This is a genomic window from Aeromonas sp. 19NY04SH05-1 (assembly GCF_040581895.1).
GTDB classification, from domain to species: Bacteria; Pseudomonadota; Gammaproteobacteria; order Enterobacterales; family Aeromonadaceae; genus Aeromonas; species Aeromonas enteropelogenes.
This window is the reverse complement of the sequence record NZ_CP095328.1, coordinates 3,841,173-3,866,343: the sequence shown is the minus strand read 5'-3', so window position 1 is coordinate 3,866,343 and position 25,171 is coordinate 3,841,173. Positions and strand designations below refer to the sequence as shown.

The window sequence follows — 25,171 nt, the reverse complement described above, 5'->3', positions numbered from 1 at the left end:
ATGAGCGAGGTCTTCGTCGCCATCGGCTCCAACCTGGCTGACCCGCTCGGCCAGGCTCGCCGCGCCGTCTCAGCTCTGGCGGCATTGCCGGAGACTGAGTTGCAGCAGGCCTCGTCGTTTTACAGCAGCCGCCCCATGGGGCCGGCTGATCAGCCGGACTATGTCAATGCCGTGGCCCGGCTCACTACCCGGCTGGCGCCGCTGGCACTGCTGGACCAACTACAAAAAATCGAGCTGGAACAAGGACGTGTGCGCAAAGATGAGCGGTGGGGGCCAAGAACCCTGGATCTCGATCTGCTGCTCTACGGCGATCGGGTGATCAAGCACGAGCGCCTCATCGTTCCCCATTACGGCATGCAGGAGCGGGAGTTCGTGCTCTTGCCCCTGGCCGAGATCGCGCCCGCTCTGGTGCTGCCCTGCGGCACCCCGCTCGCCCAACTGGTTGCCCGCTGCCCGCGCAATGGTCTCGTCATCATTGCCTCCGGCGCAGACGAACAGGAGCCTTTATGAGCAAGATCACCACCACCAGCCTGCTGAAGATGAAGCAGGATGGCCAGAAGTTCACCGCCATTACCGCCTATGATGCCACCTTCGCCAGGCTGTTCGATGACGAAGGGGCGCACGTCCTGCTCATCGGCGATTCACTGGGCATGGTGCTGCAAGGGGGGCAGGATACCCTGGCGGTCAACATGGACGAGATGGTCTATCACACCCGCTGTGTCGCCCGTGGTGCCAGCCAGGCACTGGTGGTGGCCGACATGCCGTTCATGAGCTATGCCACCCCGGAGCAGACCTACCAGAACGCCGCCCGCCTGATGGCGGCCGGTGCACGCATGGTGAAGATGGAAGGGGGGGACTGGCTGTGTGACACCATTCGCCACCTGACCCGCAACGGAGTGCCGGTGTGTGGCCACCTCGGCCTTACCCCGCAATCCGTTCATGTGTTCGGTGGCTTCAAGGTGCAGGGGCGTGACGAGTTCCAGGCCCAGGAGATCTACCGTCAGGCCCTCGAGTTGCAGGCGGCCGGCATCCAGCTGTTGGTGCTTGAGTGCGTGCCCACTGCGCTCGCCGAGCGCATTACCAAGGCGCTGCGCATCCCGGTGATCGGCATAGGTGCAGGTCCGGCTACCGACGGCCAGATCCTGGTGATGCACGACGCCTTTGGCATCACCTCCGGCTATGTGCCCAAGTTCACCAAGAACTTCCTGGCCGAGACCGGGGATGTGCGTGCCGCCGTCCGTCTCTATGTGCAGCAGGTGAGCGAGGGGAGTTTCCCCGGTCCGGAGCACTGCTTCAACTGACCGGATGTCGTATTGCCATGAGCGGGGGCCTGTGCCCCCGCTTCGCCATCTCTCTTTGGCTGATGTAACCCGTCTCTCTTTTGATTTGGAAGGTGAACTGCTGATGTTGGTCGTTAACAATCCCGTCGTTTTGCGTGAACAGATTAGCCAATGGCGTCGTGAAGGGCGTGCCATTGCATTCGTGCCCACCATGGGCAACCTACACCAGGGCCATCTAACCCTGGTGAAGGAGGCGCACGGCCACGCCGAGAAGGTGGTGGTCAGCATCTTCGTCAACCCGATGCAGTTCGACAAGGCCGAGGATCTCGCCAACTACCCGCGCACCCTGGAGCAGGATTGCGCCGCCCTGGAGGCCGCCGGTGTCGACATGGTGTTCACGCCGACCCCGGAGAGCATGTACCCGCAGGGGCTGGCGAGCCAGACCTTCGTCGAGGTGCCCGGCCTCTCGAGCCTGCTGGAAGGGGCGCTGCGCCCGGGCCACTTCCGCGGCGTCAGCACTGTGGTCACCAAGCTGTTCAACCTGGTACAGCCGGACGTGGCCTGCTTTGGCCAGAAGGATTACCAGCAGCTGGCGCTCATTCGCAAGATGGTGGCCGACATGGCGATGCCCATCGAGATCGTCGGCGTGCCCACGGTACGGGCCGAAGACGGGCTGGCGCTCTCTTCGCGCAACGGTTATCTGACCGCCGCCGAGCGCGCCATCGCCCCCGAGCTGGCGCGCACCATGAACTGGATTGCCGAGCAGATAGAGGCGGGAGATAGCTATCTGCCCTCCCTGGTGGCCCAGGCCAGCCAGCGACTCGACAACGCCGGTTTTCGCACCGATGCCATCGATATCGTCGATGCCGACACTCTGGAGTCCGCCACCGATCAGAGCCGCCAGCTGGTGATCCTGATGGCGGCCTATCTCGGCAAGGCCCGCCTCATCGACAACCGCGTCGTCACCGTCAAATCCTGACGCCCTGACACTGGGTGCTCCGGATATAGTAAGAAGCCCGCAATAGCGGGCTTCTTTCATTCGAGAGCGAGGAGCTTATTCGGCGGAGACGGGGTAGCCGGCCCCTTTCCAGGCGAAGATGCCGCCGGGTACCCGGTAGACTTGCTGATAGCCTTGGGTCACCGCCCAGGCGGCGGCGTTGTGGCTACGGCCACATTTGACGAAGCCGCAGTAGATCACCACAGGGCGGGACTTGTCTTCACCCAGCAGGGCCTGGAACTGTTCGGGAGTGCCGTTGCCTTCCACGATTTCGCTCCAGTTGTCGCCGGCCTTGGCTTCCTTCACGAAGACGAAGTTCTTGGCACCCGGGATGTGCTCCTTCTTGAAGGACTCTTCATAGGGCATGGTATCGATGATTACCAGCTCTTCACCCTTATCCATCCGGGTCTTCAGCTCGGCCACGGTCAGCAGCTGGTAGCCTCCTTGCTGGGTCTCCTGGGAGAGCTGCACTGCGGCTTGCTCCAGCTTGACCTCCTGCTCGAACTGGTTGTCGCCGCAGCCGGCGAGGGCGAAGCTGGCGGCAATAACGGAAGCCAGCAGGGTACGGGATCGCAATGTCATCATGTGACTACTCCTTGATAGCAGGATAAACGGGGCGGGAGGTACGCAACAGGACGCCCGCAAGCGTCAGCAGCAGCAGATCCCGCAGGATGGCTTCCGGCAGCGAACTGAGATCCGCCTTGCCAAGACAGCCGCAAGAGATATCGAGCCCGATGGCGATGCCATAACCCAGCACGGGGATAAACAGGGCTAGCAGGGCGATCACCAGCCAGAGTCCCCAGCGGCGATTGGCTATCACCGCGAGCCCGGCGCACAGCTCCAGGGCGATCAGGCCCCAGGCGGCGGGCAGAATGAGCGGCGACCAGATCAACCCGAAGGCCGCGATCTGTTCGGCGAACAGGGCAGGGGACGCAAGCTTGAAACCCGCCGAGGCGATGAAGAATCCCCCCAGGGCCAGGTTGGCCAGCATGCGCACATAGGCAGGCATAGGGTACCTCTTTATAGAGAGGCTGGAATTGTAACAATTCCCGATTGAGCCGCAATGAGTTTGACGGTATCCGGGCGACCAATTTCCGTTTTTGTCGGACGGGGCCGCAATTGCCCGGTGTGATCGCAATAAAAAGGGCGCCCATGTGGGCGCCCCTTGAACGGTGCGAGCCAGCCACTCAGTGGCGCAGCCCGGTACCGCGGGAGATGAGCCACCAGGCCAGACCGTAGAGCGCCACGATAAAGCCGATGATGATGAGATAGGCGGTGCCGAGCGGCACGTCGGAGATGCCGAGGAAGCCGTAACGGAACGCGTTCACCATGTAGATGATGGGGTTCACCTGGGAGACGCCCTGCCAGAAGGGCGGCAGCAGGGTGATGGAGTAGAAGACTCCACCCAGATAGGTGAGCGGCGTCAGCACGAAGGTGGGGATGATGCTGATGTCGTCGAAGGTCTTGGCAAACACGGCGTTGATGAGCCCGCCGAGGGAAAACAGGATTGAGGTCAGCAGTACCGTGATGCAGACGCTGAACAGGTGATGGATCTGCAGCGGTACGAAGAACAGCGACACCAGGGTGACAATGAGGCCGACACAGAGGCCGCGTGCCACACCGCCGCCCACGTAGCCGGCGATGATGACGTAGTTGGGCACGGGGGCCACCAGCAGCTCCTCCACGTTGCGCTGGAACTTGGCGCTGAAGAAGGAAGAAGCAACGTTGGAGTAGGAGTTGGTGATGACCGACATCATGATGAGGCCGGGCACGATGAATTCCATGTAGCTGAAGCCTCCCATGTCACCGATGCGCGACCCTATGAGGTTGCCGAAGATGACGAAGTAGAGGCTCATGGTGATGGCGGGCGGCACCAGGGTCTGGATCCAGATCCGGGTGAAGCGGCTGATCTCCTTGGCCAGAATGCTCTTGAAGGCGATGTAATAAGTTGTCAGATTCATGCTTTTCTCCCCTCTTCGACCAGGCTGACGAACAGCTCTTCCAGCCGGTTGGCCTTGTTGCGCATACTCAGCACCTGCACCTGCTGGCTCGACAGCTGATCGAACAGGCTGTTGAGAGACTGGCTCTTGTCCAGATCCACTTCCAGGGTGCGCTCGTCCTGCATCCGGCCATTGAACTCGGGCAGGTTCGGCACGGCGGAGCCCGGCGCCAGATCCAGCATGAAGGTCTCGCGGCCCAGCTTGCCCAGCAGCTTCTTCATGCTGGTGTGCTCGATGAGGCGACCCTTGTCGATGATGCCGATGTTGCGACACAGCATCTCCGCTTCTTCCAGATAGTGGGTGGTGAGTATGATGGTGACGCCCTGCGCGTTGAGCGCCTTGAGGAAGGTCCACATGGAGCGGCGGATCTCGATGTCCACCCCGGCGGTCGGTTCGTCGAGGATCAGCAGCTTGGGCTCGTGCATCAGGGCGCGAGCGATCATCAGGCGGCGCTTCATGCCACCGGAGAGGGTGCGAGCCGGCATGTCGCGCTTGTCCCACAGATCGAGCTGGCGCAGATACTTCTCGGCGCGGATTTTGGCCTCGGCCTTGGGCACACCATAGAAGCCGGCCTGATGGGTGACAATCTGGATCACCTTCTCGAACTGGCTGAAGTTGAACTCCTGGGGCACCAGGCCGAGCTGGGCCTTGGCCTGCTCCAGTTCGGTGTCGATGTCGTAGCCGAACACCTTCACCTTGCCCTGGGTCTTGTTCACCAGCGAGCTGATGACCCCTATGGTGGTGGACTTGCCCGCGCCGTTGGGTCCGAGCAGGGCGAAGAAATCCCCCTGCTGGACAGTGAGATCAATGCCTTTCAGGGCTTCGACGCCCCCCTGATAGGTCTTTTTCAGGCCGCTTATTTCCAGTGCGTTCATTGCAACCTCTGTGATGACAGATGCCATCTCGATACAGAAAAGGCGGCCGAGGCCGCCTGTGCAGATGATGAAGCGGCGCGGGGCCACTTCATCCAGATATGACTGAGCCTGGCTTACTCCTGGGGTACCACTTTGCCGATGAACGGCAGATTGCGGTACTTCTGGGCGTAGTCGATGCCACAGCCCACCACGAATTCATCCGGGATGGCGAAGCCAATCCAGTCAACCGGTACCTGCACTTCGCGGCGGGACGGCTTGTCCAGCAGGGTGCAGATGGCCAGGGATTTTGGCTCGCGCAGGGAGAGGATCTCCCGCACCTTGTTGAGGGTGTAACCGGTGTCGATGATGTCTTCGACGATCACCACATCCTTGCCCTTGATGTCGTCATCCAGATCTTTGAGGATGCGAACGTCACGGGTGCTGTGCATACCGGAGCCATAGCTGGAGGCGGTCATAAAATCCAGGGTGATGGGCAGTTGGCACTGACGGCTGAGGTCTGCCAGGAATACGCAGGAGCCGCGCAGCAGGCCGATCATCACCACTTCATCAGAGCCCTGATAACGGGCGGTGATCTCTTCACCCAATTTGGCGATCCGGGCGGCGACTTCAGCCTCGGAGATCATCACCTCGACAGTGTGTTTCATCACTTACTCCAATATGGCCAAGGGGAATTTGGCCGTTCATTAACGTCAAAACCGATGATTCTACCACTCGTTTCGGGAGGCGCTAGCGATAGATGGTGCTTTTATCAGCTTATTTTAATTGATAGAGTTAGCAGGCACTCAGGCATGATCAGTTAAAATACTATAAACACCATAATCAATAACTATTAGATGATAAAAACTATGGAACCACGCGCAGAAATAAGACGTCGTACCCGGCTGTCGCCGGAAGCCCGTCGAACTCAATTGATGGAATGTGCCATCGAAGTATTCTCCCGCCGAGGCATCGGTCGTGCTGGCCACGCCGAAATTGCCGAAGAAGCCAAGGTATCGGTTGCTACCGTATTCAACTATTTCAACACCCGCGAGGAGTTGGTTGATGAGGTGCTGGCCGAGATCGAACGCTTCATGACCCAGATGCTGTCACAGGCATACTCGGGCAATGACGCAATCCTGGACAAGATCAAACGCCATGTGACCCTGTGTGTCGATGCTGCTTTTGATAAGCCGGATTACGCCAGCATCTGGCTGGAGTGGAGTTCATCGGTACGGGAAGAGGTATGGCCCCGCTATACCCGTCTGCTCGATCAGTGTCTCGACCTGATCGCCAGCGAGCTGCAGTCCGCCATGGATGCAGGGGAGATCACCAGCGTGCTGTCGGCGCAGGATCTGGCCCGTTCCCTGAGTGGTTGTGGCTACGTGATGATGCAGATGATCAACCAGCCCCAGCGCCCCGCCCGTGAAGAGGTGACGGACTTCCTGTTCAAGTACGTGACTGCCCCTATCCAGGCCAGCTGATACGGTTTTGACAAAAACGGCGCCACTCGATGAGTGGCGCCGTTTTTTATGCCGTACTTTTGTCCTGACGGATCAGGCTTGGCCATAACCCCAGCGACGGGTCAGCTCGTGCTCTATGCCCAGATGGTCAAGGATCCGCGCCACCATGAAGTCCACCAGATCCTCGATGCTTTTGGGCTCGTGATAGAAGCCGGGCGCCGCCGGCATGATGGTCACGCCAAGACGGGCGAGCTTGAGCATGTTCTCCAGATGGATGGCGGAGAAGGGGCTCTCGCGAGGCACCAGGATGAGCTGGCCGCGCTCCTTGATCACCACATCCGCCGCGCGCTCCAGCAGGTTGTCGGAGGCGCCGTTGGCAATGGCGGAGACTGTACCCATGGAGCAGGGGCAGACCACCATCTGTTTGGGCGCCGCCGAGCCGGAGGCCACTGGGGAGAACCACTCCTCCTTGCCACAGGCGACGATCTGCCCCTCCTTGGCACCATACTGACGGCAGAGGTAGGCGGAGAGCTCCCTGGGCGAGCCTGGCCAATCCTGTTGCTGCTCGGTCTTGAGCACTACCCGAGCTGCCGAGGAGGCGAGCAGGTAGACCCGATAGTCCACCTGCACCAGACACTGGAGCAGGCGCAGGGCGTAGGGGGCACCGGAGGCGCCGGTCAGCGCCAGGGTGATCGCTTTGTTCATAGTTGACCGTGGTAGTCCTTGAGGCGAGCAAGCAGCTTGTCATGGATGCCGCCGAAGCCGCCGTTGCTCATGATCAGAATATGGTCGCCGTCGCGGCACTCGGCCACCAGCCGATTGACCAGAGTCTCCAGATCGTTGAACACCTTGGCCGGGCGGGTCATGTGGGCGGTCACCTCACCCAGATCCCAGCCGATGTTGGGAGGCTGGAAGAAGAACACCTCGTCGGCGCCGTCGAAGCAGCCAGCCAGCTCCTCCTTGTGCACTCCCAGCTTCATGGTGTTGGAGCGCGGCTCCAGCACGGCCAGGATGCGGGCCTGGCCTCCGATGTGATCAACCTTGGCGCGAAGGCCGCCGAGGGTGGTCTCGATGGCGGTGGGGTGATGGGCGAAGTCGTCGTAGACGCTGATGCCCGCCACTTCACCCTTGAGCTCCATCCGTCGCTTGGGGGATTTGAACTGGCACAGGGCCGCGATGCCGTGTTCCACCATGACACCGGCATGGCGGGCGGCGGCGATGGCCATCAGGCCGTTGTTGACGTTGTGCTCGCCGATGCACTCCCAGCGCACCTCGCCCTGCTTCTCGCCATCCAGCCACACCTCGAAGGCGGAGCCGTCGTCGGCCAGCTTGACCGCCTTCCACTTGGCATCGTCCTGACCCACCAGCTCCACTTCGCTCCAGCAGCCCATCTTGCGCACGGCGGTGAGGTTGTCATCTGCCTGCGGGAACAGTACCCGGCCATTGCTCGGCACGGTACGCATCAGGTGATGGAACTGGCGTTGGATGGCGGCGAGATCCGGGAAGATGTCTGCATGATCGAACTCCAGGTTGTTCATCACCAGGGTGCGTGGATGGTAGTGAACAAACTTGGAGCGCTTGTCGAAGAAGGCGCAGTCGTACTCGTCCGCTTCGATAACGAAGAAGGGCGCAGAGCCCAGGCGGGCCGACACCGGGAAGTTGCCCGGTACGCCACCGATGAGAAAACCGGGTTCGAGCTTGGCGTACTCCAGTACCCAGGCCAGCATGCTGGCGGTGGTGGTCTTGCCATGGGTACCCGCTACCGCCAGTACCCAGCGATCCTGCAGCACATGCTCCAGCAGCCACTGGGGGCCGGAGATATAGGGCAGATTGCGATCCAGCACATACTCCACGCAGGGGTTGCCACGGCTCATGGCGTTGCCGATCACCACCAGATCCGGCGCCGGATCGAGCTGGGAGGGATCATAACCTTCGGTCAGCTCGATGCCCTGCTGCTCGAGCTGGGTGCTCATGGGGGGATAGACGTTGGCATCGGAGCCGGTCACCCGGTAACCAAGCTGTTTTGCCAACACCGCCAGACCACCCATGAAGGTGCCGCAGATCCCGAGGATGTGAATGTGCATACCGCTTCCTTTTCCATTAAAGGGAGTGCGCATTCTAGCAAGATGGCAGCAATTTGGCAGACCCAAGGGGTGGCCGGACCGGAATAAGTCATGTGGCTTTATTTGAGGCTTGCTTTCATGACGTACTTTCTTACAATTCCCGGGTTTTGTGATGGCGATAACAGATCTAGGATATCGCCCTTTTCCGAAGGAGACTCTTCATGGGCAAGTTCCTGCTTTGTTATCTGGTCGGTGGCCTGGTGGCCATCAGTTGGGCCGTCTTGCCCGCACACGGTCCCTGGGATGGCTGGGATCTCGCGATTTTCCATGGGGTGAATGGCTGGCTGGGGGAATCGGCACGCTGGGCCGATCTGGTGGCGATCATCAACAACCGGCTGTTCGATCTGGTGGTGCTGGCCTGCATGGGACTGATCCTGACGCGTTGTTTCGTCTCTCGCGATCTGGAAGGTCGTCGCCAGCTGGTGGCGATGGGGCTCTTGATGCTGCTTACTGCGCTGATCGTCAACCAGATTGGCCACCAGTTGCCGGTAGCGCGTCCCAGCCCGACCCTGATGGTCAGCGATGCGCTGCGCGTCACCCACATCAGTGCCATCCCCACCAAGGACTCTTCCGGTGACAGCTTCCCGGGGGATCACGCCCTCTTCCTGATGATCTTCGCTGGCTTTGCCCTGCGCTACCTGCCCCGCTGGGCGGGGGTCTGCGCCGTGTTGATGGTGCCGCTCTTCTCGGCGCCACGGATCTTCTCCGGGGCCCACTGGTTTACCGATGTCTATGTCGGCGCTCTGGGGCTGGCTACCCTCTGTCTGCCCTGGCTGCTGCTGACGCCGCTTTCGGATCGCCTGATTGCGCGAATGGTTCCTTATATGGCGCGCCTGCCGCTGCTGCGCAGCCAGGCCTGCTGATGGCACCAGGCAAAAAAATGCCCCGACACAGATGTCAGGGCGTTTTTTTATCCGGGCCTTAATGCCATCAGGCCTGGTAGCCGTTCGGGTTGTTGCTTTGCCAGCGCCAGGTATCGACCATCATCTGCTCCAGCCCCCGCTCGGCCTGCCAGCCCAGCTCCTCGCGCGCCTTGTGCGGCTCGGCCCAGCACTCGGCGATGTCGCCCGGGCGGCGCGGTTTGAGCTGGTAGGGAATAGTGCGGCCGCTGGCCGCCTCGAACGCCTTGACCATCTCCAGCACCGAATAACCCTGGCCGGTGCCGAGGTTATAGGTGAAGACGCCGGTGTCGCTGGTGATGCGTGCCAGTGCCTTGAGGTGGCCGATGGCAAGGTCCACCACATGAATGTAGTCGCGCACCCCTGTGCCATCCGGGGTGGGGTAGTCGTTGCCAAACACCCCCAGCTCCTTGAGCTTGCCGACACCCACCTGGCTGATATAGGGCAGCAGGTTGTTGGGGATACCGTTGGGATCTTCACCGATGAGGCCGCTCTCGTGGGCGCCGACAGGGTTGAAGTAGCGCAGCAGCACGATGGCCCAGCGAGGATCGGACTTGGCGAGATCGCGCAGTATCTCCTCCACCATCAGCTTGGAGCGGCCATAGGGGTTGGTGGCGCTGGTGGGGAAATCTTCCCGCAGCGGCACAGACGCCGGGTCGCCATAGACGGTAGCCGACGAGCTGAACACCAGGCGGAATACTCCTGCCCTGGCCATCTCTTCGCACAGTACCAGAGTGCCGGTCACGTTGTTTTGATAGTAGGTGAGCGGGATCTGGCTCGATTCCCCCACCGCCTTGAGGCCGGCGAAGTGAATGACTGACTCGATCTCGTAGTCGGCGAACAGGCGCTGCAGGCAGGTTCGGTCGAGGATATCCCCCTCGACGAAAGTGACCGTCTTGCCGGTGATCCGCTCGACCCGCTTGAGGGACTCGGGGGAAGAGTTGGAGAGGTTGTCGAGCACCACGACCTGCTGTCTGGCGCTAAGCAGCTCGACCAGGGTATGGGAGCCGATATAGCCGGCGCCCCCTGTGACCAGAATTGTCATTGTCTATCCCGTGTTCTGATGAAACTGGGGGGAGTTTACCCGCCCAGCCTCAGCGGGAAAAGTATGAGGTACCAATGACTCCATCAATAATCGACGCTGACATCCCCCTTGGCGGTGCAGGAGCAGGCCAGGGCGACCCCGCTTTCGAGATCCTGGGGGCTCAGGGTCATGATGCTCTGGCGTTCGATCTCCCCCGTGGTGGTGCAGCGACAAGCCCCGCACACGCCGGCGCGGCAGGCGGCCATCATGGTTTCACCCGCCCCTTCCAGCGCGGCGAGCAGGGTCTGACCCGGCAGTATCTTCACCTTCTTGCCACTCTTTTTCAGGGTCAGCCAGAAGTGGTCGCTGGTGGCGGGGGCAGACTCGGCGGGCGGCAATCCGAAAGACTCCTGATGCAGTTGCTCGGCGGGCAGCCCGAGCTCTGCCAGCATGGTGCTGACCGCCTCCATATAGGGGGCTGGCCCGCACAGGTAGACGTGGCGGCCGAGCAAGTCCGGCGCCAGCTCTTTGAGCATGGCGGGGGTGAGGCGCCCAGCCCAGGGGTGATCGGCCGTGGCCTGTTCCAGCACCAGCGCATGACGCAGGCCTTCGTGAGCCTCGGCCAGGGCGTTCAGTTCACGACCGAAGATGACATCTTCCGGTGAACGGGCACTGTGAATAAAGCGGATATCGGCGTCCGGTCGCTTGGTCAGCTCGTCCCGCAGCATGGCCCACATGGGGGTGATGCCAGAGCCGGCGCTCAAAAGCAGCGGCCGCTCGCACGGCAGTGCGCTCAGGTTGAAATCCCCAAACGGGCCGTCGACCCGGATCTCGTCCCCCACTTGCAGCGTCTGGTGCAGATGGTGGGAGACCAGCCCCACATCCTTGATGGTGACTTGCCAGAAAGGATCCTGCGGGCTGGAGGAGAGGGTGTAGGCACGGCAGTGAGGCTGGCCGTCGATGAGGGTGTGCAGGGTCACACACTGGCCGGCCAGCACGGGGGGCAGATTGCCTTCGAAGGGCACGAACTGCCAGCTGACCACATCATGGGTATCCGCGTGGCGGGCGGTGCAGGTGAGGATGAGAGAGGTGGAGGTCATCGCAAGGCTCCTCGGTTCTATTAGTAAAAGGCATGAGCAAAAGGCATGAGCAAAAAAGGCGAGCCGGGCGGCTCGCCAAACGCTTACAACATGACGGGTTGTCAGGCCGCCAGGATCTCGGCCAGATCCGCTTCGGCACTGGTGGTGCCCTTGAGACCGAACTGTTCCTCCAGCACCTTGAGCAGGGCCGGGGTGAGGAAGGCCGGTGCCGTCGGGCCGGTGCGGATGTCCTTCACGCCGAGTGCCAGCAGAGTGAGCAGGATGACGATGGCTTTCTGCTCGAACCAGGAAAGCACCAGGGTCAGCGGCAGATCGTTGACGCCGCACTCGAAGGCATCGGCCAGCGCCAGGGCGAGCTGGATGGCGGAGTAGGCATCGTTGCACTGACCCACGTCCAGCAGACGCGGAATGCCGCCGATGTCACCGAAATCGAGTTTGTTGAACTTGTACTTGCCGCAGCCCAGGGTGAGCAACAGGCTGTCTTGCGGCACCGCCTTGGCAAACTCGGTGTAGTAGGCGCGCTCGGCGCGATCGCCATCGCAACCGCCGACCAGGAAGAAGTGGCTGATTTCCCCTGCCTTGACCTTGTCGATGACAGCCGGTGCCGCCTGCATCAGGGCGTTGCGGGCAAAGCCGATGGTGATGAAGTGCTCGAGCTCTTCATGCTTGAAGCCATCCAGCGCCTGCGCCTTCGCGATGACGGCGGAGAAATCCTCCCCTTCCAGATGGGTCACGCCCGGCCAGCCGACAATGGAGCGGGTGAAGATGCGATCCGCATAGTTGCCCACATTCGGGTCGATGATGCAGTTGGAGGTCATCACCACGGCGCCCGGGAAGTTGGCGAACTCTTTTTGCTGGTTCTGCCAGGCGGAGCCGTAGTTGCCCACCAGGTGCGGGTACTGCTTGAAGAAGGGGTAGGCCAGCGCCGGCAGCATCTCGCCATGGGTGTAGACATGGATGCCGGTCCCCTTGGTCTGCTCCAGAATGAGCTTGAGATCCACCATGTCATGGCCGGAGACCAGAATGCACTTGCCCGGCACCGGGGTGACGCGCACCTGGGTCGGCTCCGGATGACCAAATGCTGTCGTCTCGCCGCGATCCAGCATCTCCATGATTTTGAAGTTGAGCAGGCCGATATCCATGGCGCACTTGAACAGGGGATCCAGATCGCTGGGATCCGTGCTGAGCCAGCTCATGATGCGGTGGAATTCGGCTGCCACCTCGCTGTCTTGCTGATCCAGCACCCGGGCGTGCTCCATGTAGGCCGCGGCACCCTTGAGGCCGTAGAGGCAGAGCAGGCGCAGCCCCATGATGTCTTCGTTCACTTCGCTCTTGCCACGGTTGACCGCGGTTTGCGGTGCGTGGGCCAGCTGTTCCAGCAGCTCGGCACCCGGCTCGAAGCTGGCTGCGGCAGGCAGTCCGGCAACCTGCACCGCGCGTTCGGCCAGACGGTTGGCCAGCTGGTGGCGATAGTCCAGGGTCTGGTTGACGTAGTTAACGATACGGGCGGAGTCGAAGTTGACGTTGGTGAGGGTGGCGAAGAAGGCCTTGGGGACGAAGGCATCGATCTCGCTGTCGATGATGCCGTGCTCGCGGGCGGCCAGCGCCCAGGCGCTCAGCCCCTGCAGCGCATAGATCAGTACATCCTGCAGATCCGAGGTCTCGGCCGTCTTGCCGCACATGCCCTGGGCATAGGCGCAACCGTTGCCGGCGGGGGTACGAATTGTTTGTTCACATTGCACACAAAACATCATGTCTCTCCTAATTGGACATTTCAGTTGTCTGTTTTGTGCCGATTCTATGCCTCTCGGGAAAAACTTAATAGGCATTCAATTTGCCAATTCATTTTTCATTGATGCAGATCAAAAACAAAAAAGCCGCCCATCGGGGGGCGGCAAGCGGGGGGATAAACAGGAGAGACTATTCAGGGTTCACAACTCAACGGGTTACAAAACGGATCAGGCCAGGTAGGCGCGCAACATCCAGACCAGTTTTTCCTGCTGCTGCACATAGTCAGAGAGGATGGAGGCTGTACCCTCGTCACCGGCGTCAGCGGCCTGTCCCAGAATGCGGCGCTGGGCGATCAGCAATTCGCGGAAGCTCTCCAGCAGGGATTCGACACAGGCGCGGCCGTCGTGCATGTCTTTTTGCTCGGCAATGGCCGACACCTTCAGATAGTCGCTGAAGCTGTGCATGGGCACGCCATCCAGGGTGAGGATGCGTTCGGCCAGGGCATCGACTTTGAGCAACAGGTCGTTGTAGATCTCTTCGAACTTCAGGTGCAGTTCGAAGAACTGGTTGCCGCGGATATTCCAGTGGAAACCACGGACGTTCATGTAAAGGATCTGGTAGCTGGCCAGCAACTTGTTCAGTTCTGCAGCCAGGGCTTGTGATTGAACGCTATCAAGACCAATCGGGCTTTTCATCTTTCACCTCCAGATTTGGAAACGTATTTCGGAACGGAGCCAGAGTACCGCCATACAAAGTGAAGGGATAATCGCTAGTGTCTAACTGATTGATAGCGAATGGCTATCGAATGGCGGCTCGCGGGATTAGCTGCCGTACTTTTCCAGCAGGGCCATCAGGATGGCCTGGCTCTCGGGATCGGGTTCGCTATCGACCCGGGCCGGGCGAAAGTGGAGTTGAAAGGCGCGCATGACGGCTCGGCTCTGGGCATCCCACTCTCCGGTGATTGGGAGGCCATAACCGTAACGAGCCAGTTGTTGCTGCCAGGTGGCGATGTTCCAGTGCGGCAAGGGGGCGGCAAGCAGCTCGGTGACCCGCTCTTCATCGGGCCAGGCTCCCACCCCGTATTCCAGATAGAGCTGGCGCCAGGGAAAGCGGGGACCGGGATCCTGCTTGCGCTCCGGGGCCACGTCGCTGTGAGCCAGTACCTGGGTCGGCGGGATCTGGTAGCGTTCAACAAGATCCCGGGTCAGGGCGCCGACGGCGGCGATCTGGGCTCGGGTGAACGGTTGCCAGCGCCGCTCATGGGGGAACAGGGACTCCTCTTCCCGGGGATAGCCCAGGTTGACGATCTCGATGCCGAGGGAGCTGGCATTGAGCCCCGCATATTGCCGCCAGCGGCTGAGCCCCGCATGCCAAGCGCGCTGGCTGTCCGGCACCAGCTGATAGACGGGCTGCGGTGTCTCATCGCTGTCGCGGGGGATCAGATAGTGGGCGCTCACCTTGTGCTCGGGTTCGGTCAGCAGGCGCAGAGAGTTGTCATCGTCCTCGTCCGTGTAGTGCAGGATCAGAAAGGCGATGCGCTCATTCTGGCTGGCGCTCTGATAACGGGTGGAGAGCTGGTAGTCGGCCGGGGTGCAGCTGCCCAGCAGGAGCAGCGGGAGCAGCAGAAGCGGGCGCCATCTCCGGGAGGTCCGTAGGAGGGAGGAGAGGCGCACTGGCATGGGAAAGAGCCTGGTCCTAGCCGCGATACTTGGCGGTCAGACCGATGAGGAAGTTGCGCAGGATCTGATCCCCGCAATCCTGGTAGTGCTTGTGATCCCTGGCACGGAACAGGGCGCTCAGCTCGGACTTGGAGAGGTTGAAGTTGGCCAGCTTGAGGGTGCCAAGCATGTCTTCCTCTTTGAAGTTGAGGCCGATGCGCAGCTTGCGCAGGATCAGGTTGTTGTTGATCCGGTTCGGGATCACCTGGGGCGGCGCATCTTCCCGCACGCCGCGGCGGGTGGCGATGAAACCGTCGAGGAACTGGCTCAGGGCCGAATCGGGGCAGGCGGCAAAAGCCGGGTCCTGCACTTCTCCCTCTTCGGCTTCTTTCAGCAGCCAGCCGTGCAACTGGGCATGGGTGACGGTCAGGTTGCCCTTGGCAAACATGTCGACCATCTGATCGTTGCTGATGCTGAGGGCGTAGCGCAGGCGGCGCAGAATATCGTTATTGGTCATGCTGACTCCTGTGAAAACGGCGCAACTGTACCATCTGGCGTGCCCCGCGTCAGAAAAAGCGGGGATCTACAGCCAAAACCCCGGGGCTCACGCCAGATAGCGGGGGGCCTCCTGGCGCACCAGCGCCAGCGCATCCTGCAACTCCAGCAGCTCGGGTTCCAGCTCGCTGACCGGTACGCCGTCGCGCAGCTGTTGTTCGAGTTGTGAGAGCAATCGCTGTAGACCGGGCACTCCGGAGTAGGCACAGCCACCGTTGAGGCGGTGGATCTGGGCCAGCACCTCGCTATCTTCGATGGCGCCGTTCAGGGCAGATTCCAGTACAGGTTCCACCTCGTCGAAGTTGGCCAGCAACATGGTCAGCATCTCCCTGGCCAGCGCCTCCTTGCCGGCGGCCTGGCGCACCGCCAGCGACCAGTCTATCTGCTGATCACCGTAGTTCTGGTGGCGGCGATGGGCAAAGTCGGCGATGAGCTGGGCCAGCATGCTCTCGTCGATGGGCTTGGCCAGATAGTCATCCATCCCCTGGCGGATCAGGCGCTCCCGCTCGCCTGGAATGGCGTGGGCGGTGACCGCGACGATCGGCGTGCTGGTGTTGAGGGACTGGCTGCGGATCGCCTGGGTTGCGCTGATGCCATCCATGATGGGCATCTGGATATCCATGAAGATGATGTCAAACGGCTGGCTCTGGGCCTGTTTGACCGCTTCCTTGCCGTTCTTGCACACCACCACCTGGCTCACCATCTCCTTGAGCATGGCTGCGATCAGTTTGAGGTTGGCGGCATTGTCATCCACCGCCAGCACCTTGATCGGCTGCAACTGACGCGGACTGGGCTGGGCCGGCAATAGCTGGTGGTTCGCCTCCGGGGTGAGCAGGGCGTGCAGCAGCTTGCGATGGTTGACCGGTTTGGAGAGACAGTGCTGGGCTCCGTGGGCCTGCATCGCCTCATAGAGTGCCGGATCGTGGCTGCTGAGCAGCACTATGGTGTTCTGGCGCCCATCGAGGGCATCGAGACGAGTCAGTACCTGCTGCGGCGTGTGCAGGGTGCTGCTGCCGATGATCACCATCTCCTGGCTGCTCATCTCGGGCCAGGGGGCGTCATGTGCCAGCAGCTGGACATCCAGCTGCCACTCGGCCAGCAGGGCGCGCAGGGAGGCCTGGGCAAAGGGATCCGGCTCCAGCAGCCAGAGTCGTTTGCCGCGGATGCGATCCAGCGGCAGAGAGTCGGCCTGGGGCAGGGGGGAGACCTCCACATCCAGGCTGAACGAGAAGACCGAGCCTTTGCCGAGTTCCGATTCGAACCGGATCTGGCCGCCCATCTGTTGCACCAGCTTCTGGGTGATGACGAGACCGAGGCCTGTGCCGCCATAACGGCGGGAGATGGAGGAGTCGGCCTGGTTGAAGGCCTGGAACAGCTGGCGCTGCTGCTCTTCCGAGATGCCGATGCCGGTATCGCGGATCTGGACATTGAGCCTCACCTTGTGATGGCTGCTGCCGATCTGCTGGATGTGTACATCCACGTTGCCCTGCTCGGTAAACTTGATGGCGTTGCCGGCGAGATTGGTCAGTACTTGCTGCAGGCGCATGGGGTCACCGGTGAGGTAGTCCGGCACCTCGGCATCCACTCGCAGGGAGAGCTCCAGCTGCTTGTCGTGGGCGCTGGGGCCAAGCAGATGCATGGTCTCGTTGAGGGTGTCGCGCAGGCTGAAGGGAATATGTTCCAGCTGCAGCTTGCCCGCCTCGAGTTTCGAGAAATCGAGGATGTCGTTGATGATGCCAAGGAGATTACGGGCCGACTTTTCGATGGTCTGCATGTAGTCGGTCTGGCTCGGGGTCAGGCTGGTTTTCAGCAGCTGGCGGGTAAAGCCTATAACGCCGTTGAGCGGGGTGCGCAGCTCGTGGGACATGTTGGCGAGAAACTCGGACTTGACCCGGGCCGCCTCCTGGGCGCGCTTCTTGGCCATGTCGAGCTCGACGTTCTGGATCTCGATCTGCTCCAGGGTTTCACGAAGGTCCGAGGTGGCCTGATCGATATTCTGTTGCATCTCCTCATGGTATTCGGAGAGCGCCTTGGCCATGGCGTTGATGCCGTTTTTCAGCATGTCCAGCTCGCCGGTGAGCTGGCCGTTGACCCGGGTGTCGAGGCGACCCTCCCTGATCTTGTGCACCGCCTGCACCATGTCGGTGATGGGCTGGGTCACGCTCTTGACCAGGCGGAAGCCAAACAGGGTGCTGAATGCCACCCCGATAATCACCATAATGACGGCGAAGAAGGTGTCGCGATAGTGAAGTAACATGGCGCGATCGGTCGTTATCTGCATGGAGATATAACCGATCATCGGTGGCTCTACATCGCTTGGCAGCGGGAAGCCCTCCAGGCTGGTTTCGGCCTGGATAGGGGTGCGCAATATGATGTCATCCCCCTGGAAGGTGACACTGGTCAGCTCCGGGATGGACTGGCCGTCGGGCAGCCGCAGCCGGGTAAAGTCCCTGTGGTAGTTGGAGGTGACGAACAGCTGGTTGTCCTGGGTGAAGACGGCGATGGACTTGATGAGCGGCGAATTCTTGCGATGGGTCAGCCCTATCAGCCGTTTGAGCGACTCCCGGCTGTGCTGGGTCATGCCATATTCGCTGGCGATGGCGAGGGGTTCGATGATGTTGATGCCCTGATCGATCAGGTTGTTTTCCAGCTGCTGATAGCGGTGGAAGGTGAAGTAACCGGCCATCAGGCCGCCGATCAACAGGGTAGGCAGTATGGTAAAGGCGAGAACGCGTGCTCTCAGGCCATATTTGGTCATACGAACAGGCCACCAGTAAACGGGGTTGGCGATAGGGTGAACGGCAATGCACGGGCTCTGTGGCCGTATTTGGTCATACTATTATTCTTGTGGGACAATACCCGGCTGCAGATTCCACAATCATGACATAGCCACCTATAGGCACCAAGTTTTATGGCCCAGTTTTTCAAGCCCCAAAAGAAGTCCACCCAGCCCCAACGTATTGAATTTACGATAGACACTCTGGACCACCACTGTGTCGGCATCGGTCGCCACCAGGGCAAGGCGATCTTCGTTGAAGGGGCGCTGCCCGGCGAGACGGTCAAGGCCCGCATCACCGAAGAGAAGAAGCACTATGGCCATGCGGCGCTGCAACAGGTGGTGACGCCGGCGGCCAATCGCATCGCTCCGTTTTGCAGCCACTATCGCGAGTGCGGCGGTTGCAGTGCCCAGCATATGTCGGTGGATGATCAACAGGCCGCCAAGGCGGCCGGGCTGATCAGCCTGTTCGAACGTCTTGGCAACATCAAGGCCCCCACCCTTGAGCCTGTGCTGAGCGGTGAAGATAGGGCCTATCGCCGGGTCTGTCGCCTCGCCATCAAGTTTGACAAAAACGGTCGCTGCACCCGGGTCGGTTTTCGTCGTCGCAATACCAATGATCTGGTCGAGATTGAGGGGTGCCCCGTGCTGGCCGCACCGCTCTCGGCTCTGATCACCCCGTTGCGTGCCTGCCTCAATCGCCTCAAGAGTCAGCGTGAACTGGGCCATGCGGAGCTGATCCAGTCAGAGCAGGGGATCATGCTGCTGCTGCGTCACACCGGGCGCCCCAACGAGACCGACCGCGCCCTGCTGGTGGCGTTTGCCGCAGAACAGGGGATCGACCTCTATCTGCAGGCGAACGACGAGCAGATAGAGCCGCTGCATCAACAATTCGAACCCTCCTACTCGCTCGATGGCCTGTCTCTTGCATTCGCTCCCGGTGACTTCATCCAGGTCAACGGCCCGGTCAACCTGCGCATGGTAGAGCAGGCACTGAACTGGCTCGAGGCTGGCAAGGATGACAAGGTGCTCGATCTCTTCTGCGGCATCGGCAACTTCACCCTGCCGCTGGCCCGGCAGGCCCGCGAAGTGGTGGGGGTGGAAGGGGAGCTGGCCATGGTGGCCCGCGCCGAGGAGAACGCCCGTCGCAATGGCATCGACAACGCCCGTTTCTACAAGGCGGACTTGAGTGGCGATATCGTCGGCATGTCCTGGGCACGGGAAGGGTTCGACCTGGTGCTGCTGGATCCGGCGCGCCCCGGTGCCCTGGAAGTGATGGGACACGTGGCGAAACTTTCTCCCAAGCGGGTGGTCTACGTCTCCTGTAATCCGGTGACCCTGGCCCGTGACAGCCAGGTGCTGGTGAAGGGCGGCTACCGGCTGGCCAGATTGGGGATGCTCGACATGTTCCCTCACACTGGTCACCTGGAGTCCATGGCGCTGTTTGTGCGGGAGTGACCCTTGCATGGGCTCCCTGTCACGGGATCGGGAGAGGGCCCATGACGCCCGCTTTTCTCTTGTTCTTTCGCCCCCATGGCGCTGTCTGAGCAGGAGTGAATGGGGTAATCTAACCCCTCGGTACGTAGGCAGGGCCTGCTGGAGAACACATCTGCCTTTGGGCGGTGCGCCTTGAATAGTTCTCCGGATATCCCCATTTGAAGCAGTCATCATCAGATGAGAGGGGAGGAAGCGTCAGCTTTCGGCCCAACAATTTAAAGGATTGATACCATGGTTGCGGTTCGCGATATTCATTTGAAAGACAACTTCACCCTGGAGGAGTGGGTCGGCTCGCTCTCCTTAAGTGACAGTGACAAGGATCAGCTGCGAACCGTCTACCAGTATTGTCTGACGCTCGGTGACGAGGCGCTGACCAGCAAGCTGCTGGTGCGCGGCATCGAGATGGTGGGCATCCTGCTGATGCTCAGCATGGATATCGCGACCCTCAAGGCCGCCATCATCTATCCCTTTGTCGAAGCCGGTCTCATCAGCCAGGAGCGGATGGATGAGGACTTCGGGCCCAAGATCGCCAAGCTGGTGGAAGGGGTGCTGGAGATGGAGGCCATCCGCTCCTTGCAGACCCTGCATCGGAGCGAGACTTCGCCTGAGCAGGTCGACAATGTGCGGCGCATGCTGCTTGCCATGGTCGAGGATGTGCGCGCCGTGGTCATCAAGCTGGCGGAACGGATCGCCTGCCTGCGGGAGGCGAAGAAGGCGGATGAAGAGACCCGGGTGCTGATGGCCCAGGAGATCACCAACATCTATGCTCCGCTTGCCAACCGCCTCGGCATCGGTCAGCTCAAGTGGGAGCTCGAGGATCTCGCCTTCCGCTACCTGCACCCTGATACCTACAAGCAGATCGCCAAACAGCTCGACGAGAAGCGCCTCGATCGGGAGCGCTACATCCGCGAGTTCGTGCAGTCCCTGCGCGATGCCCTGAAAGAGGCGGGGGTCGAGGCCGAGGTTTATGGCCGCCCGAAACACATCTACAGCATCTGGCGCAAGATGCAGAAGAAGCACCTCGAATTCAACGAGCTGTTCGACGTGCGCGCGGTGCGGGTGGTGACCAAGCGGCTGCAGGATTGCTATGCGGCGCTCGGCATCGTTCACACCCACTTCCACCATATTCCCCGCGAGTTTGACGACTATGTCGCCAACCCCAAACCCAACGGCTACCAGTCCATCCATACCGTGGTGGTGGGGCCCGAGGGCAAGACGGTGGAGATCCAGATCCGCACCGATCAGATGCATCAGGATGCCGAGCTCGGAGTTGCGGCCCACTGGCGCTACAAGGAAGGGGCCCAGGCCGGCGGCAAGGGGGGCAACTTCGAAGACAAGATCGAGTGGCTGCGCAAGCTGCTCGCCTGGCAGGAGGATCTCTCCGAGAGTGGCTCACTGCTCGAGGATCTGCGCAGTCAGGTGTTCGAGGACAGGGTCTACGTCTTCACTCCGAAAGGGGATGTCATCGACCTGCCGGCGGGGGCCACGCCACTCGACTTTGCCTATCACGTCCACAGCATGATCGGCCACCGCTGCATCGGCGCCAAGATCGACGGCCGTATCGTGCCGTTCACCTATGCCCTGCAGACCGGCGATCAGGTGGAAGTGATCACCCAGAAGGAGCCGAACCCGAGCCGCGATTGGATGAACCCCAACTCCGGCTTCCTGCGTTCCAGCCGGGCGCGGGCCAAGGTGGCCACCTGGTTCAGAAAGCTGGATCGGGACAAGAACATCGTCGCCGGGCGCGAGCTGTTCGACAAGGAGCTGGATCGCCACAACCTCAGCATGGCCAAGATCGACAAGGGCAGCATGCTGCGCCGCTTCAATCTGGAGAGCACCGACGATCTGCTGGCCGGCATCGGTAGCGGCGACATCCGCATCAACCAGGTGATCAACTACCTGGACACCTGCTACAACAAGCCGACGGCGGAGGAGGAAGATCGCCGCCTGCTGGAGAAGCTGGAGCAGAAGGCCAACGCACCGTTCCGCCACAAGCCCAAGGATCACATAGTGGTGGAAGGGGTCGGCAACCTGATGACCCATATCGCCCGCTGCTGCCAGCCGATCCCCGGGGATGCCATCCAGGGCTTCATCACCATGGGCCGTGGCGTTTCCATCCACCGGGAGGATTGCGAGCAGCTCAAAGAGCTGTCGCGCCGCAACCCGGAGCGGCTGATCGATGCGGTATGGGGGGAGAACTACTCCGGCGGTTACGGCCTCACCATCCGCATCCTCTCCAACGACAGATCCGGCCTGCTGCGCGACATCACCACCGTGCTCGCCAACGAGAAGATCAACGTGATGGGGGTGCGCTCACGCTCCAACGTGCGCGAGCAGACCGCCGAGATCGACATGGAGCTGGAAATTTACAACATCAACGCTTTCAACCGGGCGTTGGCCAAGCTGAGCCAGCTCAACGATGTGATCAGCGCCAAGCGCCTCTGATACCGACTGACCGGCCCCTGTGGCCGGTCACTGTTTTATCCCCCTGTTGCACGAAGAAAAAGCGAATAACCCATGTCTCAACGTGATGGCCTGCCCCAACTGCTCGACATGATATTGACCGGCTGCGTGGCCTGACGTTGGTTCATCCCCATTTAACGAATCGAAAGTGAATAACCCATGTCTCAACGTTACGACCTGCCTCAACTGCTCGATATCATGTCCCGCCTGCGCGACCCGCAAAATGGCTGCCCCTGGGATCTCAAGCAGAGCTTCAAGACCATAGTGCCCCACACCCTGGAGGAGGCCTACGAGGTGGCCGACGCCATCGAGACCGAAGATTGGCAGGGGCTGAAAGGGGAACTGGGGGATCTGCTGTTTCAGGTAGTCTTCTATGCCCAGCTTGGCAAGGAGCAGGGATTGTTCGACTTTGCCGACATCGTCGATACGGTGAGCGAGAAGCTCATTCGCCGTCACCCCCATGTCTTCTCGAATGCCGATCTCGGCGATGAGCAGGCGGTCAAGGCAAACTGGGAGGCGGAAAAGGCCAAAGAGCGGGCGGCGCTAGACAAAGAGAGCGTGCTCGATGACATCCCCCTCTCGCTGCCGGCCCTGACTCGAGCCGCCAAGATCCAGAAGCGCTGCGCCACCGTTGGTTTTGACTGGAAGACCTTGGGCCCCGTGGTGGACAAAATCCACGAGGAGATTGACGAGGTGATGGAAGAGGCGCTGATGGCCGATGTGGATGAGGCGCGGGTGAGCGACGAGCTTGGCGACCTGCTGTTTGCCACCGTCAACCTGGTGCGTCATCTGGGCAAGGATCCGGAACAGGTGCTGCGAGCCGCCAACGCCAAGTTCGAGCGACGGTTTCGTCAGGTTGAGCAGTTTATCGCCGCGGAAGGGCTGAAAATGACCGACTGCTCACTGGAGAAGCTCGATGCAGCCTGGGATAGAGCCAAGGAAACCGAGCAAAGTTGATTTGGCGCAAGACGGGGCGGCAAGGAGCCTGATAGATTTTTGCTCATTGTTTGGGAGAGGGGTTTTTGGTATACTGTTTCCCCGTCCTGCTTCATCCCCGAAGCACCCCTTAAAATTCCCTAAACTTCTTTCAGGTTCAGCATGACGACAAAATATATTTTTGTAACTGGTGGCGTTGTTTCATCCCTCGGCAAAGGCATTGCCGCAGCTTCTCTGGCAGCCATTCTGGAAGCCCGTGGTCTGGATGTGACCATCATGAAACTGGACCCCTATATCAACGTGGATCCGGGCACCATGAGCCCGACCCAGCATGGTGAAGTGTTCGTAACCGAGGACGGGGCCGAAACCGATCTGGATTTGGGCCACTACGAGCGTTTCATCCGCACCAAGATGACCCGTCGCAACAACTTCACCACCGGCCGCATCTACGCAGACGTGCTGCGCAAAGAACGTCGTGGTGACTACCTGGGCGCCACCATCCAGGTGATCCCGCACATCACCAACGCCATCAAGGAGCGGGTGATTGCCGGTGCCGAAGGTCATCAGGTTGCCATCGTCGAGGTGGGCGGTACCGTGGGCGATATCGAGTCCCTGCCGTTCCTCGAGGCCATTCGTCAGCTGGCTGCCGAAGTGGGCCGCAACAACGCCATGTTCATGCACCTGACTCTGGTTCCTTACCTGGCCGCCGCCGGCGAGGTGAAGACCAAGCCGACCCAGCACTCCGTCAAAGAGCTGCTCTCCATCGGTATCCAGCCGGATGTGCTGATCTGCCGCTCCGACCGCGCCATTCCGGCCAACGAGCGCGCCAAGATCGCCCTGTTCTGTAACGTACCGGAGCGCGCCGTCATCTCCATGAAGGACGTCGACTCCATCTACAAGATCCCGGCACTGCTGAAATCCCAGAGCCTGGACTCCTACATCACCGAGCGCTTCGGCATCGAGTGCAAAGAGGCCGACCTGGCCGAGTGGGAACAGGTTATCTACGAAGAGGCCAACCCGACCGCCGAAGTAACCATCGGCATGGTGGGCAAGTACGTCTCCCTGCCGGACGCCTACAAGTCCGTCAACGAGGCGCTCAAGCACGGCGGTCTGAAGACCCGTCTCTCCGTCAACATCAAGTACATCGATTCCCAGGACATCGAGACCCGTGGCGCCGAGCTACTGGAAGGTCTGGATGCGATCCTGGTGCCGGGCGGCTTCGGCGAGCGCGGCGTGGAAGGCAAGATCCTGGCCGCCAAGTATGCCCGTGAGAACAAGATCCCGTATCTGGGCATCTGCCTCGGCATGCAGGTCGCGCTGATCGAATACGCCCGCAACGTGGCGGGCATGGAAGGGGCTCACTCCTCCGAGTTCAAGAAAGAGTGCCCCTATCCGGTGGTTGGCCTCATCACCGAATGGGTGGATGAAGAGGGCAACGTCGAGACTCGTACCGAGAAGTCCGATCTGGGTGGCACCATGCGTCTGGGTTCCCAGCTCTGCCACCTGGTCGAAGGTTCCAAGGTACGTCAGATGTACGGCAGCCCGACCATTTACGAGCGTCACCGCCACCGTTATGAAGTTAACAACAAGCTGCTGCCGCAGATCGAGGCAGCAGGCCTGAAGGTGACCGGTCTCTCCGCCGACAAGAAGCTGGTGGAAATTATCGAGATCCCGGATCATCCTTGGTTTGTCGCGGCCCAGTTCCACCCGGAGTTCACCTCTACTCCTCGTGATGGCCACGCCCTGTTCGCCGGTTTCGTGAAGGCGGCAGGTGAGTACCAGAAGCGTAATTTGAAGTAATTGAAAATAAATGCGGTT

At 60.8% G+C, this 25,171-nt stretch carries 23 protein-coding genes; 9 read left to right on the top strand and 14 right to left on the bottom strand.

The genetic code is table 11. The annotated features are described in order from the left end of the window. The 3 genes from folK (at position 1) to panC (ending at position 2,259) form a co-directional block, all read left to right on the top strand. Entirely contained in the window at positions 1 to 510 is a 510-nt protein-coding gene (folK, locus tag MRK42_RS17710) for a 2-amino-4-hydroxy-6-hydroxymethyldihydropteridine diphosphokinase (protein WP_354689060.1), read from the top strand. After that, positions 507 to 1,301, top strand: a complete 795-nt coding sequence (gene panB, locus MRK42_RS17705; protein WP_354688407.1) for a 3-methyl-2-oxobutanoate hydroxymethyltransferase — start codon at positions 507 to 509, stop codon at positions 1,299 to 1,301. The genes folK and panB overlap by 4 nt, the downstream gene beginning before the upstream one ends. Positions 1,302 to 1,404: 103 nt before the next feature. Continuing rightward, entirely contained in the window at positions 1,405 to 2,259 is an 855-nt protein-coding gene (gene panC, locus MRK42_RS17700; protein ID WP_354688406.1) for a pantoate--beta-alanine ligase, read from the top strand. Positions 2,260 to 2,334: 75 nt separating this feature from the next. Here the strand turns inward: panC and MRK42_RS17695 are convergent, their stop codons facing one another. The 5 genes from MRK42_RS17695 to hpt form a co-directional block, all read right to left on the bottom strand. After that, positions 2,335 to 2,862 carry a rhodanese-like domain-containing protein gene (locus MRK42_RS17695; RefSeq protein ID WP_354688405.1) on the bottom strand — a complete coding sequence of 176 codons (528 nt, stop codon included), beginning with the start codon at positions 2,860 to 2,862 and terminating at the stop codon, positions 2,335 to 2,337. A 4-nt stretch (positions 2,863 to 2,866) separates the two neighbouring features. Further along, the gene (locus MRK42_RS17690; RefSeq protein ID WP_354688404.1) at positions 2,867 to 3,286 is read right to left on the bottom strand and encodes a MauE/DoxX family redox-associated membrane protein; all 420 of its coding nucleotides are present in this window, start codon (positions 3,284 to 3,286) and stop codon (positions 2,867 to 2,869) included. A gap of 178 nt (positions 3,287 to 3,464) precedes the next feature. Beyond that, a complete protein-coding gene (locus MRK42_RS17685; protein WP_026457884.1) occupies positions 3,465 to 4,238 on the bottom strand; it encodes an ABC transporter permease in 774 nt (257 codons plus the stop codon). After that, a complete protein-coding gene (locus MRK42_RS17680) occupies positions 4,235 to 5,152 on the bottom strand; it encodes an ABC transporter ATP-binding protein (RefSeq protein WP_354688403.1) in 918 nt (305 codons plus the stop codon). Before MRK42_RS17680 ends, MRK42_RS17685 begins: the two co-directional genes overlap by 4 nt. A 113-nt stretch (positions 5,153 to 5,265) precedes the next feature. Then, positions 5,266 to 5,796, bottom strand: coding sequence for a hypoxanthine phosphoribosyltransferase (hpt, locus tag MRK42_RS17675; protein WP_026456183.1), 531 nt, complete (start codon positions 5,794 to 5,796; stop codon positions 5,266 to 5,268). A 201-nt stretch (positions 5,797 to 5,997) separates the two neighbouring features. On the opposite strand from hpt, the gene MRK42_RS17670 reads away from it, so the two are divergent. Then, on the top strand, positions 5,998 to 6,612 hold the full coding sequence (locus tag MRK42_RS17670; RefSeq protein WP_026456182.1) for a TetR/AcrR family transcriptional regulator: 615 nt from the start codon (positions 5,998 to 6,000) through the stop codon (positions 6,610 to 6,612). 72 nt (positions 6,613 to 6,684) lie between these two features. On the opposite strand, the gene MRK42_RS17665 is transcribed toward MRK42_RS17670, so the two are convergent. Further along, positions 6,685 to 7,296: a flavin prenyltransferase UbiX gene (locus tag MRK42_RS17665; protein WP_354688402.1), complete on the bottom strand. Its 612-nt coding sequence runs from the start codon at positions 7,294 to 7,296 to the stop codon at positions 6,685 to 6,687. Next, positions 7,293 to 8,675, bottom strand: coding sequence for a UDP-N-acetylmuramate:L-alanyl-gamma-D-glutamyl-meso-diaminopimelate ligase (mpl, locus tag MRK42_RS17660; RefSeq protein ID WP_354688401.1), 1,383 nt, complete (start codon positions 8,673 to 8,675; stop codon positions 7,293 to 7,295). Before mpl ends, MRK42_RS17665 begins: the two co-directional genes overlap by 4 nt. A 200-nt stretch (positions 8,676 to 8,875) precedes the next feature. On the opposite strand from mpl, the gene MRK42_RS17655 reads away from it, so the two are divergent. Next, complete coding sequence (locus MRK42_RS17655; protein ID WP_354688400.1) at positions 8,876 to 9,577, top strand: phosphatase PAP2 family protein; 702 nt, start codon at positions 8,876 to 8,878, stop codon at positions 9,575 to 9,577. A 67-nt stretch (positions 9,578 to 9,644) separates the two neighbouring features. On the opposite strand, the gene galE is transcribed toward MRK42_RS17655, so the two are convergent. The 7 genes from galE to barA all read right to left on the bottom strand — a co-directional run bounded on the left by galE (position 9,645) and on the right by barA (position 18,439). Continuing rightward, positions 9,645 to 10,658, bottom strand: coding sequence for a UDP-glucose 4-epimerase GalE (galE, locus tag MRK42_RS17650; RefSeq protein ID WP_354688399.1), 1,014 nt, complete (start codon positions 10,656 to 10,658; stop codon positions 9,645 to 9,647). Positions 10,659 to 10,741: 83 nt separating this feature from the next. Then, on the bottom strand, positions 10,742 to 11,737 hold the full coding sequence (locus MRK42_RS17645) for a hybrid-cluster NAD(P)-dependent oxidoreductase (RefSeq protein WP_354688398.1): 996 nt from the start codon (positions 11,735 to 11,737) through the stop codon (positions 10,742 to 10,744). Between the two features lie 101 nt (positions 11,738 to 11,838). Next, positions 11,839 to 13,488: a hydroxylamine reductase gene (gene hcp / locus MRK42_RS17640; protein ID WP_354689059.1), complete on the bottom strand. Its 1,650-nt coding sequence runs from the start codon at positions 13,486 to 13,488 to the stop codon at positions 11,839 to 11,841. Between the two features lie 207 nt (positions 13,489 to 13,695). Beyond that, positions 13,696 to 14,163, bottom strand: a complete 468-nt coding sequence (locus MRK42_RS17635) for a Dps family protein (RefSeq protein WP_026456176.1) — start codon at positions 14,161 to 14,163, stop codon at positions 13,696 to 13,698. A 126-nt stretch (positions 14,164 to 14,289) separates the two neighbouring features. Beyond that, positions 14,290 to 15,147, bottom strand: coding sequence for an N-acetylmuramoyl-L-alanine amidase (locus MRK42_RS17630; protein ID WP_354688397.1), 858 nt, complete (start codon positions 15,145 to 15,147; stop codon positions 14,290 to 14,292). A 16-nt stretch (positions 15,148 to 15,163) separates the two neighbouring features. Then, positions 15,164 to 15,643: a DUF1456 family protein gene (locus MRK42_RS17625; RefSeq protein WP_026456175.1), complete on the bottom strand. Its 480-nt coding sequence runs from the start codon at positions 15,641 to 15,643 to the stop codon at positions 15,164 to 15,166. Positions 15,644 to 15,730: 87 nt separating this feature from the next. Next, positions 15,731 to 18,439, bottom strand: a complete 2,709-nt coding sequence (gene barA, locus MRK42_RS17620) for a two-component sensor histidine kinase BarA (RefSeq protein WP_354688396.1) — start codon at positions 18,437 to 18,439, stop codon at positions 15,731 to 15,733. Between the two features lie 153 nt (positions 18,440 to 18,592). Here barA and rlmD point away from each other — a divergent pair, with 153 nt between their 5' ends. The 4 genes from rlmD (at position 18,593) to pyrG (ending at position 25,153) form a co-directional block, all read left to right on the top strand. Beyond that, positions 18,593 to 19,915 carry a 23S rRNA (uracil(1939)-C(5))-methyltransferase RlmD gene (gene rlmD, locus MRK42_RS17615; protein WP_354688395.1) on the top strand — a complete coding sequence of 441 codons (1,323 nt, stop codon included), beginning with the start codon at positions 18,593 to 18,595 and terminating at the stop codon, positions 19,913 to 19,915. Between the two features lie 270 nt (positions 19,916 to 20,185). Continuing rightward, positions 20,186 to 22,399 (top strand): GTP diphosphokinase, encoded by a 2,214-nt coding sequence (relA, locus tag MRK42_RS17610; protein ID WP_042026921.1) that lies wholly within the window; start codon positions 20,186 to 20,188, stop codon positions 22,397 to 22,399. Between the two features lie 177 nt (positions 22,400 to 22,576). Continuing rightward, positions 22,577 to 23,374, top strand: a complete 798-nt coding sequence (gene mazG / locus MRK42_RS17605) for a nucleoside triphosphate pyrophosphohydrolase (protein WP_042071257.1) — start codon at positions 22,577 to 22,579, stop codon at positions 23,372 to 23,374. Positions 23,375 to 23,515: 141 nt separating this feature from the next. Then, positions 23,516 to 25,153: a glutamine hydrolyzing CTP synthase gene (gene pyrG, locus MRK42_RS17600; RefSeq protein ID WP_026458419.1), complete on the top strand. Its 1,638-nt coding sequence runs from the start codon at positions 23,516 to 23,518 to the stop codon at positions 25,151 to 25,153. Positions 25,154 to 25,171: the final 18 nt, after the last annotated feature.

What these genes read in the sequence shown, in the direction of transcription:
- folK (WP_354689060.1), top strand. Translation starts at nt 1, where the DNA reads ATGAGCGAGGTCTTCGTCGCCATCGGCTCCAACCTGGCTGACCCGCTC.
- panB (WP_354688407.1), top strand. Translation starts at nt 507, where the DNA reads ATGAGCAAGATCACCACCACCAGCCTGCTGAAGATGAAGCAGGATGGC.
- panC (WP_354688406.1), top strand. Translation starts at nt 1,405, where the DNA reads ATGTTGGTCGTTAACAATCCCGTCGTTTTGCGTGAACAGATTAGCCAA.
- MRK42_RS17695 (WP_354688405.1), bottom strand. Translation starts at nt 2,862, where the DNA reads ATGATGACATTGCGATCCCGTACCCTGCTGGCTTCCGTTATTGCCGCC.
- MRK42_RS17690 (WP_354688404.1), bottom strand. Translation starts at nt 3,286, where the DNA reads ATGCCTGCCTATGTGCGCATGCTGGCCAACCTGGCCCTGGGGGGATTC.
- MRK42_RS17685 (WP_026457884.1), bottom strand. Translation starts at nt 4,238, where the DNA reads ATGAATCTGACAACTTATTACATCGCCTTCAAGAGCATTCTGGCCAAG.
- MRK42_RS17680 (WP_354688403.1), bottom strand. Translation starts at nt 5,152, where the DNA reads ATGAACGCACTGGAAATAAGCGGCCTGAAAAAGACCTATCAGGGGGGC.
- hpt (WP_026456183.1), bottom strand. Translation starts at nt 5,796, where the DNA reads ATGAAACACACTGTCGAGGTGATGATCTCCGAGGCTGAAGTCGCCGCC.
- MRK42_RS17670 (WP_026456182.1), top strand. Translation starts at nt 5,998, where the DNA reads ATGGAACCACGCGCAGAAATAAGACGTCGTACCCGGCTGTCGCCGGAA.
- MRK42_RS17665 (WP_354688402.1), bottom strand. Translation starts at nt 7,296, where the DNA reads ATGAACAAAGCGATCACCCTGGCGCTGACCGGCGCCTCCGGTGCCCCC.
- mpl (WP_354688401.1), bottom strand. Translation starts at nt 8,675, where the DNA reads ATGCACATTCACATCCTCGGGATCTGCGGCACCTTCATGGGTGGTCTG.
- MRK42_RS17655 (WP_354688400.1), top strand. Translation starts at nt 8,876, where the DNA reads ATGGGCAAGTTCCTGCTTTGTTATCTGGTCGGTGGCCTGGTGGCCATC.
- galE (WP_354688399.1), bottom strand. Translation starts at nt 10,658, where the DNA reads ATGACAATTCTGGTCACAGGGGGCGCCGGCTATATCGGCTCCCATACC.
- MRK42_RS17645 (WP_354688398.1), bottom strand. Translation starts at nt 11,737, where the DNA reads ATGACCTCCACCTCTCTCATCCTCACCTGCACCGCCCGCCACGCGGAT.
- hcp (WP_354689059.1), bottom strand. Translation starts at nt 13,488, where the DNA reads ATGTTTTGTGTGCAATGTGAACAAACAATTCGTACCCCCGCCGGCAAC.
- MRK42_RS17635 (WP_026456176.1), bottom strand. Translation starts at nt 14,163, where the DNA reads ATGAAAAGCCCGATTGGTCTTGATAGCGTTCAATCACAAGCCCTGGCT.
- MRK42_RS17630 (WP_354688397.1), bottom strand. Translation starts at nt 15,147, where the DNA reads ATGCCAGTGCGCCTCTCCTCCCTCCTACGGACCTCCCGGAGATGGCGC.
- MRK42_RS17625 (WP_026456175.1), bottom strand. Translation starts at nt 15,643, where the DNA reads ATGACCAATAACGATATTCTGCGCCGCCTGCGCTACGCCCTCAGCATC.
- barA (WP_354688396.1), bottom strand. Translation starts at nt 18,439, where the DNA reads ATGACCAAATATGGCCTGAGAGCACGCGTTCTCGCCTTTACCATACTG.
- rlmD (WP_354688395.1), top strand. Translation starts at nt 18,593, where the DNA reads ATGGCCCAGTTTTTCAAGCCCCAAAAGAAGTCCACCCAGCCCCAACGT.
- relA (WP_042026921.1), top strand. Translation starts at nt 20,186, where the DNA reads ATGGTTGCGGTTCGCGATATTCATTTGAAAGACAACTTCACCCTGGAG.
- mazG (WP_042071257.1), top strand. Translation starts at nt 22,577, where the DNA reads ATGTCTCAACGTTACGACCTGCCTCAACTGCTCGATATCATGTCCCGC.
- pyrG (WP_026458419.1), top strand. Translation starts at nt 23,516, where the DNA reads ATGACGACAAAATATATTTTTGTAACTGGTGGCGTTGTTTCATCCCTC.